General features: G+C 66.7%; 13 protein-coding genes and 1 pseudogene. 12 read left to right on the forward strand and 2 right to left on the reverse strand.

Annotated features, from left to right (window positions below; genetic code table 11):
* Positions 1–151 precede the first annotated feature (151 nt).
* From SB751_RS15170 to SB751_RS15185, 4 genes are all read left to right on the forward strand, one after another.
* On the forward strand, positions 152–1,036 hold the full coding sequence (locus SB751_RS15170; RefSeq protein WP_144202532.1) for an IclR family transcriptional regulator: 885 nt from the start codon (positions 152–154) through the stop codon (positions 1,034–1,036).
* Between the two features lie 40 nt (positions 1,037–1,076).
* Positions 1,077–2,081, forward strand: a complete 1,005-nt coding sequence (locus SB751_RS15175; RefSeq protein WP_313819222.1) for a DUF3108 domain-containing protein — start codon at positions 1,077–1,079, stop codon at positions 2,079–2,081.
* Positions 2,082–2,117: 36 nt separating this feature from the next.
* Complete coding sequence (gene pcaD / locus SB751_RS15180) at positions 2,118–2,948, forward strand: 3-oxoadipate enol-lactonase (protein WP_144202530.1); 831 nt, start codon at positions 2,118–2,120, stop codon at positions 2,946–2,948.
* Between the two features lie 240 nt (positions 2,949–3,188).
* Positions 3,189–3,446, forward strand: a complete 258-nt coding sequence (locus SB751_RS15185) for a DUF3567 domain-containing protein (protein WP_092291295.1) — start codon at positions 3,189–3,191, stop codon at positions 3,444–3,446.
* An 84-nt stretch (positions 3,447–3,530) separates the two neighbouring features.
* Here SB751_RS15185 and SB751_RS15190 read toward each other — a convergent pair whose 3' ends face one another.
* Positions 3,531–3,923, reverse strand: a complete 393-nt coding sequence (locus tag SB751_RS15190) for a rhodanese-like domain-containing protein (protein WP_144202528.1) — start codon at positions 3,921–3,923, stop codon at positions 3,531–3,533.
* A 225-nt stretch (positions 3,924–4,148) separates the two neighbouring features.
* Here SB751_RS15190 and SB751_RS15195 point away from each other — a divergent pair, with 225 nt between their 5' ends.
* From SB751_RS15195 to SB751_RS15215, 5 genes are all read left to right on the forward strand, one after another.
* Entirely contained in the window at positions 4,149–5,225 is a 1,077-nt protein-coding gene (locus SB751_RS15195) for a homocysteine S-methyltransferase family protein (protein WP_410748204.1), read from the forward strand.
* 45 nt (positions 5,226–5,270) lie between these two features.
* Complete coding sequence (gene metH / locus SB751_RS15200; RefSeq protein WP_144202524.1) at positions 5,271–8,018, forward strand: methionine synthase; 2,748 nt, start codon at positions 5,271–5,273, stop codon at positions 8,016–8,018.
* 148 nt (positions 8,019–8,166) lie between these two features.
* On the forward strand, positions 8,167–8,571 hold the full coding sequence (locus SB751_RS15205; RefSeq protein WP_144202522.1) for a hypothetical protein: 405 nt from the start codon (positions 8,167–8,169) through the stop codon (positions 8,569–8,571).
* A 308-nt stretch (positions 8,572–8,879) separates the two neighbouring features.
* Entirely contained in the window at positions 8,880–9,512 is a 633-nt protein-coding gene (locus SB751_RS15210) for a response regulator transcription factor (protein ID WP_061956399.1), read from the forward strand.
* Positions 9,513–9,564: 52 nt separating this feature from the next.
* Positions 9,565–9,969, forward strand: coding sequence for a response regulator (locus SB751_RS15215; protein WP_144202520.1), 405 nt, complete (start codon positions 9,565–9,567; stop codon positions 9,967–9,969).
* Positions 9,970–9,973: 4 nt separating this feature from the next.
* Here SB751_RS15215 and SB751_RS15220 read toward each other — a convergent pair whose 3' ends face one another.
* Positions 9,974–11,377: a CHASE3 domain-containing protein gene (locus tag SB751_RS15220; protein WP_144202518.1), complete on the reverse strand. Its 1,404-nt coding sequence runs from the start codon at positions 11,375–11,377 to the stop codon at positions 9,974–9,976.
* A 284-nt stretch (positions 11,378–11,661) separates the two neighbouring features.
* Here SB751_RS15220 and SB751_RS15225 point away from each other — a divergent pair, with 284 nt between their 5' ends.
* From SB751_RS15225 to SB751_RS15235, 3 genes and pseudogenes are all read left to right on the forward strand, one after another.
* Positions 11,662–11,826, forward strand: coding sequence for a DUF1328 domain-containing protein (locus SB751_RS15225; protein WP_092291307.1), 165 nt, complete (start codon positions 11,662–11,664; stop codon positions 11,824–11,826).
* 83 nt (positions 11,827–11,909) lie between these two features.
* The gene (locus SB751_RS15230; RefSeq protein WP_144202516.1) at positions 11,910–12,341 is read left to right on the forward strand and encodes a YqjD family protein; all 432 of its coding nucleotides are present in this window, start codon (positions 11,910–11,912) and stop codon (positions 12,339–12,341) included.
* A gap of 380 nt (positions 12,342–12,721) precedes the next feature.
* A pseudogene (locus tag SB751_RS15235) lies at positions 12,722–12,844 on the forward strand (ESPR domain-containing protein); the annotation flags it as partial.
* Between the last annotated feature and the right edge of the window lie 16 nt (positions 12,845–12,860).

The following is a 12,860-nucleotide window of genomic DNA, read 5'->3' on the forward strand; positions in this document are numbered from 1 at the left end:
GACCCCGGGACCCCGGGACCCCGGGACCCCGGGACCCCGAGGATGCCGCCCGCCGTCCGCCGTCCGCCGTCCGCCGTCCGCCGCCCGCCGCCCGCCGCCCGCCGCCCGCCGTATAGAATGGCCGGCAACGCCGCTCCCACCTTCGCCCCGCATGACCGCACCCGACGATTCCCGCCTCGATGACGCCGCCGACCGCCCGGACGACAACGCCGGTGAGGACGATGGCAAGCGCGCGGGCATCCAGTCGATCGAGGTTGGCTTCCGGCTGCTCCAGGCGCTGGCGGCCTCGCCGCGCGCGATGATGCTGCGCGACCTGGCCGCCGCCGCCGACATGCCGCCGGCCAAGGCCCACCGTTACCTGGTGAGCTTCCAGCGGCTCGGCGCGGTGGCGCAGGACGCCGTGAGCGGGCGCTATGACCTCGGGCCGTTCGCGCTGCAACTGGGTCTGGCGGGGCTGAACCGGCTCGATCCGGTGCGCAAGGCGCGGCCGCTGCTGTCGCAGCTGCGCGACGAGATCGACCAGACCGCCGGCATCGCCGTGTGGGGCAACCACGGGCCGACCATCGTCCATTGGGAGGAATCGAGCCATCCGGTCAGCGTGAGCCTGCGGCTGGGCGATGTCATGCCGATGCTGAACTCGGCCACGGGGCGGCTGTATGGCGCCTACCTGTCGCGGCGCCAGACGCTGCCGCTGATCGAACGGGAATTCGCCACGCGCGGCGCCACGCCGCTGCCGGACATGCCCGCCTCGCTGGCCGACTACGACGCCATCTGCGCCGAAGTCCGCGCCCAGGGCGCGGCGCGCACGCGCGGCGGCGTGCTGCCGGGCATCAACGCGATCTCGCTGCCGGTGTTCGACGCCAACGGGCATTTGTCGATGGCGCTGATTGTGCTCGGCGCGCAGAGCGTATTCGATGCAGAATGGGGCGGTTCGGTGGACCGCCGCGTGCGGGACATCGCCCGACAGATCTCTTCGGAACTCGGATACCTTGGCGCCAGCCACGCGGCCGGACCCGCCGGCCACCCCTCGCGCTAGCACGAAACCACGCAGGCGGCTCAGGCAGCGCTGGGTCGCGGTGATCGTGGTCGCCGTGTGCGTGGTGATTGCGCACCTGCTGGTGCTGCTCGGGCTGCTGCGCATGCCGTTGCCGGGCCTGCCCGAGATCAGCATTCCGCCGTCGATGGAGGCGATGCTGCTGCCGCCGCCCACTCCGCCCGCCCCGGCCCCGCGCCCCCGGCCGCGCCCCGTGCCCAAGGCCCAGCCGACGCCGCAGCCACAGCTCGCGCCGGCCGAGCCGCAGGCGGCGCCGGACCTGGCCACGGCGCCATCTGGCGAGACCAGCGCCGTGACCGGCACCGGCGGGGAGGGGGCCGCGCCAGCCGGTACCAGCGCCACCGCCGCGCCGGCGCCCCCGGCCCCGCCCGCGCCGGCATCGCCCCAGTACACCCCGCCGCCATCGGCCACCATGCATTACTCGAGCTACGTCAATGGCGTGCAGAACCCGGACGGCCTGATCCGCTGGGAGCAGGACGGCGGCCGCTACCGGCTGGTGGTGGAGACGCGCGTGCTGTGGTTCCGCTTCGTGTTCCAGAGCGCCGGCGAGATGGGGCCGGGCGGGCTGACCCCGCTGCGCTACGAGGAAGCCCGCCGCAGCAAGAAGGAAGTGGCGCGCTTCGATCCTGCGGCCGGGCTGATCGTGTTTGAAACGCGTGGCGGCCAGGCGCCGATGCCGCAGAACTTCCAGGACCGCTTCAGTGTGTTCCTGCAACTGGTGGGATGGGTCGCCGCCAACCCCCAGCGCTACGCCGCGCCGGGCGTGACCGACACCTTCAATGTGGCCGATACCCGCGAGGTGGAGCCGATGCAGGTGCAATACGTGGGGGAGGAGACCATCGAGATCGGCGTGCATGGCATGGTCAGCACGAAGCACTTCGTGCGCCTGCCACGTCATCCGGGTGATAAACGGCGCGTGGAAGTGTGGCTGGCGCCCGCGCTGAAATGGCTGCCGGCGCGTCTGCGTCAGACGGAACCCGATGGCACTCAGATTGATCTCGTCTATCGTAGTACTGAGGGACGTTGAGAATCATTCGTGCCGTGACACTCCGGAGATCGACATATGGCTGACACGAACACCCGACGCATACGCACTGGCGACGTGGACCTGCAGGTCCGCATCGACGGTTCGGACGGCCCGTGGGTGGTGTTGGCGCACGCTTTGGGTGCGAATTTGTCGCTCTGGGACGACACCGCACGGCATCTGGCGCCCCGGTATCGCATACTGAGGTACGACCTGCGCGGCCATGGCGGCAGCGATGCCCCGATCGGGTCTTATACGATGGCGCGGCTGGCCGATGACGTGGCCGCGCTGATGGACACCCTCGAGATTCCGCAGGCGCATTTCTGCGGGGTCTCGGTGGGCGGCATGATCGGGCAGACGCTCGGCGTGCGGCATGCGGAGCGGCTGCTGTCGCTGACGCTGGTCGACACGCAAGACCATACGCCGATGACGGCGCACCCGATGTGGGCCAACCGCATCGGCCAGGCCGAGGCACATGGCATGGCGGGCATGGTCAATGCCACGCTGGAGCGGTGGTTGACGGCCGGATTCCGGGAAGCGCATCCGGAGGCGGTCGAGCGGGTCCGCAGGATGCTTCTGGGTACGCCGGTGGAGGGCTACGTCGGGGTGGCGCAAGCCATCGTGGCCTTCGACCTCTCGGAGGCCATCGGCCGGATTCATTGCCCCACGTTGGTGATCGTGGGCGAAAACGATGAGGGTGCGCCCGTTTCGATGGCGCAATCCATTGCCAGCAAGATCCATGGTGCGAAGCTGGAGGTATTGCCCGAGGCCGCGCACCTGCCGTTCCTGGAACAGCCGGAACGCTTTTTCGCGGTGTTCGATGCGTTCCTCGGCAATGCGGCATGCGGCGGTCAATGCGACGTGCCCTAGTAATACGCTGAAAGATTTGGAATACAGAACTGCTCGGCGCTCAAGAAACTTGCGTGCGGCGCCGATGCCCAACCTAGGAGGGCAGCAATGGCACGCAAGGTTTCGTCCGGCAGCAGAACTTGAATTACGGACGACTACCCTCAGCTTGGAGGTGAAATCGCGGCATTCACGCCGGTTTAACGCCGGAAACCGCAATAATCTGCGGGATTGTCGCCAACCATGACGCCAGGAGGTAGCGCAATGCAAATGATCTACAACAGCGACAATTACTGCATTGTCGAGTTTGGAGCAGATGTCGAGCATGCGCCCCTTGCCTCGGGCGGCTACGAAATCGTCGACAAGAACCTGAAACGCGAAATTTTCCTCGGCGGCCATATGGCCGAGACCTTCCGCGCCGATGTGACGCGTCTGATCGAGAGCGAGCCATCCGTGGAAGAGGTGGATGAATTCCTCGGCAAGTTCGATACGGTGATGAACAACCCGCTGGTCATGCACTGACCCGGCACCGTCTGCCCCACCGCGATACGACGACGCCCGCGCAAGCGGGCGTTTTTCATGGCGCGGGCGGGTCAACAGCCGGTGTCAGTACTGTTCCCACGGCAACCCGTCGTGGCGCCAGCCATTCAGGGTATTGCGATGCCGCTGGGGGTCCAGGTCGCCCTCGAAGCCGTGCAGGACGTTGTACACCGTGGTGAAGCCGGCGCCCTCCAGCGCACGCGCCGCCGCCGTGGAGCGGTTGCCGCTGCGGCAGATCAGCAGCACCGGGCGGGCCGAGGCATGGCCGGCCAGCTTCTTCACCGCCTGGACGAAATGCGGGTTCACCTCCCAGTCCGGCCCATCGTTCCAGGGCACGTTGTGGGCGCCCTGCGGATGGCCGACGAACAGGTATTCCATCTCGCTGCGGCAGTCGATGAACAGCGCATCGGGGGCGCTGTCGAGCAGGGCGCGGGCGTCGGCGGGGCTCAGGTGTTGCATGCGGTTCGGGCCGGTTTGGGCGGGTTGGGGCGGGTTTGGGAGGACGGGAACAAGTGCGGTGGCGATTACGTCTCCCAGTGTAGGCCGCCGCGCCCGGCACTGACAACCCGGGCGCGGCGCGGAATAGCGGGGTTTCCGATGTCCTTTCTGCCCGCAATGCCTTGATCACCCTGATAAAATCCCGCTCTTACCCAAAATTCGGCAGTCTTCCGCCCCAGCCCCGTCATGAGCGCCACTCCCACACCTGTCCGTCCGTACACGCGGGCCGCCAACCTGCCCCGGTTGCTGCGCGACCGCATCCTGATCCTGGACGGCGCCATGGGCACCATGATCCAGCGCTACAAGCTTGGCGAGGCCGACTATCGCGGCACGCGCTTCGCGGACCATCGCATCGACGTGAAGGGCAACAACGAACTGCTGCTGCTGACGCGCCCGGAAGTCATCAGCGAGATCCACGAGCAGTACCTTGCCGCCGGCGCGGACCTGATCGAGACCAACACGTTCGGGGCCACGCGCGTGGCGCAGGAAGACTACAAGATGGCGGACCTCGCCTATGAGATGAACGTCGTGGCCGCCCGCCTGGCGCGCGCCGCCTGCGACAAGTTCAGCACGCCGGAGAAGCCGCGCTTCGTGGCCGGCGCCTTCGGCCCCACGCCGAAGACCGCCAGCATCAGCCCGGATGTGAACGACCCCGGCGCGCGCAACGTCACGTTCGAGGAACTGCGCGAGTCCTACTACGAGCAGGGCAAGGGTCTGCTCGAGGGCGGCGCCGACGTGTTCCTGGTCGAGACGATCTTCGACACGCTGAACGCCAAGGCCGCCCTGTTCGCCATCGACCAGCTGTTCGAGGACACCGGCGAGCGCGTGCCCGTGATGATCTCCGGCACCGTGACCGACGCCTCGGGGCGCATTCTCTCCGGCCAGACCGTCGAGGCGTTCTGGAACAGCCTGCGCCACGCCCGGCCGATCACCTTCGGCCTGAACTGCGCGCTCGGCGCCACGCTGATGCGCCCGTACATCGCCGAACTGGCCAAGGTGTGCGACGCCGCGGTGTCCTGCTACCCCAACGCCGGCCTGCCCAACCCGATGAGCGACACCGGCTTCGACGAAACGCCCGAGGTCACCTCGTCGCTGGTGGAGGAATTCGCCGCGTCCGGGCTGGTGAACCTGGTGGGCGGCTGCTGCGGCACCACGCCCGAGCACATCGCGGCCATCGCCCAGCGCGTGGCCAACAAGGCGCCGCGCACCTGGCCCGGCCAGTACTGCGACGACACCGCCGTGGCCGCCACCGCCGCCGCCTGATCCATCGCCCGCCCCACACCAGACATAGCGAGACATAGCCTTCCCATGAGCCAGCAAAACCTGCCCCCGCGTCCGATGCGCCTCTCCGGCCTGGAGCCGTTCACCATCGACGACGACACGCTGTTCGTCAACGTGGGCGAGCGTACCAACGTCACCGGCTCCAAGGCGTTCGCGCGCATGATCCTGAACGGCCAGTTCGACGAGGCGCTGGCCGTGGCCCGCCAGCAGGTGGAGAACGGCGCGCAGATCATCGACATCAACATGGACGAGGCCATGCTGGATTCGAAGGCGGCGATGGTTCGCTTCATGAACCTGATTGCCTCCGAGCCGGACATTGCGCGGGTGCCGATCATGATCGACTCGTCCAAGTGGGAGGTGATCGAGGCCGGGCTGCAATGCGTGCAGGGCAAGCCGGTGGTGAACTCGATCTCGCTCAAGGAGGGCGAGGAGCAGTTCCGCCACCAGGCCGCGCTGATCCGCCGCTACGGCGCTGCCACCGTGGTGATGGCGTTCGACGAGAAGGGCCAGGCCGACACCTTCGCGCGCAAGACCGAGATCTGCAAGCGCAGCTACGACCTGCTGGTGAACGAGCTGGGCTTCCCGCCCGAGGACATCATCTTCGACCCGAACATCTTCGCGGTGGCCACGGGCATCGAGGAGCACAACAACTACGCGGTGGACTTCATCGAGGCCACGCGCTGGATCAAGCAGAACCTGCCGTATGCGAAGGTGAGCGGCGGTGTCTCCAACGTGTCGTTCTCGTTCCGCGGCAACGACGTGGTGCGCGAAGCCATCCACACCGTGTTCCTGTACCACGCCATCGCGGCGGGCATGGACATGGGCATCGTCAATGCCGGCCAACTGGGCGTGTACGACCAGCTCGACCCGGAACTGCGCGAGCGCGTGGAAGACGTGGTGCTGAACCGCCGCGACGATTCCACGGACCGCCTGCTGGAGATTGCCGACCGCTTCAAGGGCGGCGGCGCCAAGCGGGAAGAGAACCTGGCCTGGCGCGGCACGCCCGAGCAGCCGGTGACGGTGGCCGCACGCCTCGCCCATGCGCTGGTGCACGGCATCACCACGTTCATCGTCGAGGATACCGAGGAAGCGCGCCAGGAGATCTTCGCGCGCGGCGGCCGTCCCATCGAGGTGATCGAAGGGCCGCTGATGGACGGCATGAACGTGGTCGGCGACCTGTTCGGCGCCGGCAAGATGTTCCTGCCGCAGGTGGTCAAGAGCGCGCGGGTGATGAAACAGGCCGTGGCGCACCTGCTGCCGTTCATCGAGGAAGAGAAGCGCCTGCTGGCCGAGGCCGGCGGCGACGTGCGCGCGCGGGGCAAGATCGTCATCGCCACGGTGAAGGGCGATGTGCACGACATCGGCAAGAACATCGTGTCGGTGGTGCTTCAGTGCAACAACTTCGAAGTCGTGAACATGGGCGTGATGGTGCCCTGCAACGAGATCCTGGCGCGGGCCAAGGTCGAGGGCGCGGACATCGTGGGCCTGTCCGGCCTGATCACCCCGTCGCTCGAGGAAATGGCCTATGTGGCGTCCGAGATGCAGCGTGACGACTACTTCCGCATCAAGAAGATTCCGCTGCTGATTGGCGGCGCCACCACCTCGCGCGTGCACACGGCGGTCAAGATCGCCCCGCACTACGAAGGTCCGGTGGTCTACGTGCCCGATGCCTCGCGCTCGGTCAGCGTGGCCTCCAGCCTGCTTTCGGACGAAGGCGCCAAGAAGTACCTGGACGAGCTGCGCGTCGACTACGACCGCATCCGCACCCAGCACGCCAGCAAGAAGGCCACGCCGATGGTGACGCTGGCCCAGGCACGCGCCAACAAGACGCCGGTGGACTGGAGCGCCTACGTGGCGCCGAAGCCGAAATTCATCGGCCGCCGCGTGTTCCGCAACTACGACCTCGCCGAACTGGCCAACTACATTGACTGGGGCCCGTTCTTCCAGACCTGGGACCTCGCCGGCAAATTCCCGGACATCCTCAACGACGAGATCGTGGGCGAGTCCGCCCGCCGCGTGTTCTCGGACGGCAAGAGCATGCTGGCCCGGCTGATCCAGGGCCGCTGGCTGACCGCCAACGGCGTAATGGCGCTGCTGCCGGCCAACACGGTCAACGACGACGACATCGAGATCTATACCGACGAGACCCGCACCAAGGTGGCGCTGACCTGGCACAACCTGCGCCAGCAGAGCGAGCGCCCGGTGGTGGACGGCGTGCGCCGCCCCAACCGCAGCCTGGCGGATTTCATCGCCCCGAAGGACAGCGGCGTGGCCGACTACATCGGCCTGTTCGCGGTCACGGCCGGCATTGGCGTGGACAAGAAGGAAGCCCAGTTCGAGGCCGACCACGACGACTACAGCGCGATCATGCTCAAGGCGCTGGCCGACCGTCTGGCCGAAGCCTTCGCCGAATGCCTGCACGCCCGCGTACGCACGGACCTGTGGGGCTACAACGCTGGCGAGACGCTGAGCAACGACGAGCTGATCGCCGAGTCGTATCGCGGCATCCGCCCGGCGCCCGGCTATCCGGCCTGCCCGGAGCACACGGTCAAGGGCCCGATGTTCGAATTCCTCGACGCCGGCGAGATCGGCATGGGCATCACCGAATCGCTGGCGATGACGCCGGCGGCCTCGGTGAGCGGCTTCTATCTTGCGCATCCGGACGCCACGTACTTCAGCGTTGGCAAGATCGGCCAGGACCAGCTCGACGACATGGTGGCGCGCCGTGGCGAAGACCGTGCCACGCTGGAACGCGCCCTCGCGCCGAACCTGTAACGGGCCTCACCACTGCTTACAGGGCATTACAAGTCCTCACAGACCGCGCCGGAAAGACTCCTTAGACTGAGCCTCAGTTCACGTGACACCGCGTGAATGCCGCGACGAATGTTTCGTCGCGGGGCATTCCAGAATAGGAGTCTCTTCCATGAACAAGCTGCTGATCTCCCTGTCCGCCCTGTCGATTGCTGCCGCTTCCTCCGTGGCGATGGCCCAAGGTACCGGCGTCACCGCCGGTGCGCAAAACGGACTGGGCGCCTCGGTGAACGCGCCGGGTGTGAGCGCGGGCGCCAACGCATCGGGCGGCCTGAGCACGCAAGGTGGCGCCGCCACGACCACCGCGCCGACGGCCGCCGACAGCAAGGCAGACATCGGCGCCAAGGCCGGTGCGAAGGCAGACACCTCAGCCGGCACCAAGGCCGAGACCCACTCGAAGAGCAAGCAGGGCAGCCACGCCAAGGCCAAGAGCAAGAAGGGCGAGTCGAAGGACGGCGTGACGCCGCTCGGCGCCAGTGCCGGGGCGGGGGCGGACGCCGGTACCAAGATCCAGTAGTCGATCGCTATCCCAGCGCTCGGCGCCCGGCAGGGGCCGGGGCGGTACCCTCCAGGCCGCCTCCCCCCAGGCCGGGGCGCAGGACGCGGAATGCATGACCAGAACGGGCGCTTCGGCGCCCGTTCTGCCGTTTTCACGTGCTGGAGGCGGCCGGGCGCCCGATTTGGCGCAGCGCAGCAGGCCCGTGCCGTGGCGCGTCAGTGTCAGCCTGACACTGACATATTTGCTGCGGCGCCGGCACTACAATGCAGAAACCGGCGCGGGCCGTGCTTTGGCAGCCGCGCTGCCCCCTCACCGTGGAGACACCGATGATCCGCGTCTTGATCGCCGACGATCATGAGATCGTTCGCGCCGGTCTGCGCCAGTTCATTTCAGAGGAACCCGACATCAAGGTGACGGGCGAAGCCGCCAGCGGCGACGAAGTGATGGCGCAGTTGCGCGACAGCGAGTTCGATGTCCTCGTACTCGATATTTCCATGCCGGACCGGAACGGCATCGACGTACTCAAACTCATCCGGCAGCGCCTGCCTAACCTGCCGGTGCTGATTCTGTCCACCTATCCGGAAGACCAGTACGCGATCAACCTGATCCGTGCCGGGGCGTCCGGCTACCTGACCAAGGAGTCCGCGCCGGACGACCTGGTCAAGGCCATCCGCACGGTGGCCCAGGGCCGCCGCTACGTCAGCCCGACCGTGGCCGACCTGCTGATCGGCGGGCTGGACAAGCCCACCGAGCAGCCGGTGCACCAGACCCTTTCCGAGCGCGAGTTCCAGATCTTCTGCAAGCTGTCGCGCGGGCAGTCGGTCTCGGTCATCGCCGACGAGCTGTTCCTGAGTGTGAAGACCGTGAGCACCTATCGCTCGCGCATTTTGGAAAAAATGGGCATGAAGACCAACGCCGACCTGACGTACTACGCCATCAAGAACGGCCTGGTGGAGTAGCGTCCCGTCGTCCCCGTCAGCAAACAGACCTTTCGCCGCCCCCTATCGCACCATGCCGGAGCAAGCCACGGCCTCCTCGACCCGCTCGCTGCGCGTCCTCCTGATCGAGGATTCCGCGGTCCTGCGGGGCATGCTGCTGGAATACCTGACGGCCTTCCCGTTCGTCGAATCCGTGGACTGGGCCGATACCGAGGCCATGGCCATCCGGCTGGCCGGGGGCGGGCATTATGACGTGGTGATCGTCGACCTGCAGCTCAAGCAGGGCAACGGCATCAATGTGCTGCGCGAGATGCAGCGCGCCGGGCTCTCCGGCATCCGCATCGTCTACACCAATCACGCGCAGGTCTCGATGTACCGCCGCCAGTGCGCGGAGGCCGGGGCCGACTATTTCTTCGACAAGTCGCTGGAACTGGAGCAGGTGTTCCGCGTGATCGAGGAATATGCGACCTCGGCCTGACGGCCTACAGCTGCTCGGCTGCCTTTTCCGTTTCCTCCGGCGGCGCCAGCACCGATGTGGTGAGCGGCACCTCGATGCGCACGCTCACGCCCTGGCCGGGCGCGGAGTCGATCTGCATCGTCCCGCCCAGCGCCAGCACGCGCTGCTCCATCCCCAGCAGGCCGTGGTGGCCGGCCGTGCTGCCGGCGTCGAAGTCCGGCGGCAGACCCTTGCCATCATCGCGGATGGTCAGGGTGAGATGGTCGTCGGTGCAGGCCAGCGCCACGGAGACGTGGCGCGCCTCGGCGTACTTGCTGGCGTTGGTCAACGATTCCTGCACGATCCGGTATAGCGCGATGGCCGCGCTGTCGCGCAGCGGCGGCAGGGAATCGGGCAGATCCACATCGGTTTCCCACTGGTTGCGCGCGCCGCCGTCCTCCACGGACTGGATGATGGCCTCGCGCAGGCCCAGGTTCAGCAACACGGTCGGGCGCAGGTCCTCGATCAGCTGCCGCTTGATCTGGATGCCCTGATCCACGTGCAGCATCACGCGGGTCAGCTTGTCGCGCGCCTCGGGGTGGGTCTCCTGCACGCGCATGCGCACCCAGTGCAGGTCGAGCTTGATGGCCGTCAGGATGGCGCCCAGTTCGTCGTGGAGTTCCCGGGCCAGCCGGGTCTTCTCGTCCTCGGTCACGCGCTGCAAGTGGGCCGCCAGCGCGGACAGCTGCCGCGTGCGCGCGCGCACCTTGCGGTCGAGCCGGGCGCTTTCCTCCTCCAGCTGGATGCGGGCCGCCTCGGCCATCGACATCCGGCGCGAATGGCCGAGCCCGACCGTGACCAGCAGCAGGATGTTGATCGCCGTCAACAGGCCGATGCCGTAGCGCGAGAGCTGCAGGTCATGCTCGGCCGCCTCCAGGTTGTGCGTCACGGTGCCGGACTCGCGCGCCTGCAGCTGCTCCAGCCCGCGCCGGGCGGCTTCCATGGTCTGGCGGCCGAAATCGGTGCGGATCAGGTCCATCGCCACGTCCACATCGCGCTTGCCGTAGACCAGCGTCAGGGCCATCTCGTTGAGCTTGCGGGTGACGAACTGGGACGCCTCGCCAAACTGGCGCAGGCCCTCGGCGTCGTTGGCGTAGTGCTGGCGGATGCGGGCCATCAGTGCGTTGATCTGCGGCAGCGCCTTGTAGTACGGCTCCAGATAGCTGTCCTGGCCGGTCAGCAGGAAACCGCGCTGGCCCGCCTCGGCGTTGACGAGTTCGCCCATCAGCGCGCCCAGGTCACTCTGCAGCTGCTGCGAGCGGATGGCTTCGGTATAGCCCTCGCGCAGGCGCAGGTTGCCCGTCTCCGAGGCAATCAGGACGGCCAGGGTCAGCACGATGCCGCCGGCGAGCAGCAGGGTATTTCTGAGAAGTAGGGAGTGCTTGGCCATCACGAATACCAGGAAATACCGGTTTGGGCGGACGCGCGGGCGCGCACGTGCGGCCATGGGATCACATCAACATGGCAGGGTCAATCGTACAGACGGCGCCCGGGTGGCGCACCCGGTGCGGCGCGGTGTGCATTGTAGGACTTGGCTGACACGGGAATCGGTCGGGTGTCGGTGTCTGGGGCCGGGGCATGACCCTACGATGAGGCTATGAGCTTGCGCGCCGTGGCGCAAGCCGGACGCACCACAGCATCAGGGGTGCGCCCGCTAACCTCGGGAGACTGGCCATGCTGCATTACGCACTCGTTTTCTTCGTTGTCGCGCTGATCGCGGCGATCTTCGGCTTTGGTGGCATTGCCGCCGGTGCCGTCGAAATTGCCAAGATCCTGTTCTTCATCTTCCTGGTCGTGGCGCTTGTCACCTTTGTGATGGGCCTGATCCGCAGAAGGTAAGGGGCACCCACGCGGCACGCGCCCATCGCCGGATTGGCGGCGGGGGCGGTGCTCAGTACCCCGAACCGCAATGAGGAGTCCCTATGCTCACGCAGAACCCCAAAGTAAGGAAGGAAATCAATCACTTGCATGACAGCGCCGACGCAGCCGTGCGCCAGCTGAAACATGCCGCCCGCGATACCCGCGACGCCGCGCGTGACGCAGCCGTACCGGTCTCGGGCGAGGTCAAGGCCCTGATCGCCCAGCTCCAGCAGACCATCGACGTGCTCACCCACGAGGGGTCGGAAGAGGGCCTGGCGGCCGGCCGCCGCCTGCGCATGCGGGCCAACGAGATGGCGGAACGGATTCGCGCCCGCGGTACCGATGGCATGCACTGGGCCCGGGAACATATGGACGAAGCCGTGGATCACGGCCGTGCTCGCGTGGCGGAAAGCCCGCTCAAGGCGGTAGGCATTGCCGCGCTGGTGGGCGCCTGTATCGGGCTGCTGCTGGCGGGCCGCCGCCGCGACGAGTAACCGCCGACGACACACCACTTTTCACGGCCCGGGAAGCCCGGGCCGGTACCGGTTTACCCCTGCAGCAAAACCCCCTTTCCGGATATATCCCTGATCCGGGACGCCCGGCACCTCACTGGTGGCCGGGCATTTTTTTGTGCTTTTTTCTTTGCATTTCCGTCGTATCAAGAGAATTACTAGGCTTCTAAGTCCTCCTTACTCCACAAGTGTCCTGTCCTTGTCCTGGGGCACTGCTTGGTTCGCCGGGTCATCACTCCGTTACTTTTAAAGATATCACTATTCAGGAAAGTCCCCACAACAACGAAATTGAGATCGTCGATGACATTGCAGATGGCGCAACAGTGATCGGGCGAATCCAGCAAATCAGAGTAGGGACTGACATGAACAAGCACTACAGAAGCATTTGGAACCACGTCACCGAGACATTCGTCGCCGCTGCAGAAAACGCGAAATCTGGCGGCAGGAAGGCCCGGACCACCGTGGCTGCAACCGCGCTGAGCGCGTTCGCAAGCTTCGCCC

This window comes from Cupriavidus sp. SIMBA_020 (assembly GCF_046535395.1).
Taxonomy (GTDB): Bacteria; Pseudomonadota; Gammaproteobacteria; order Burkholderiales; family Burkholderiaceae; genus Cupriavidus; species Cupriavidus campinensis.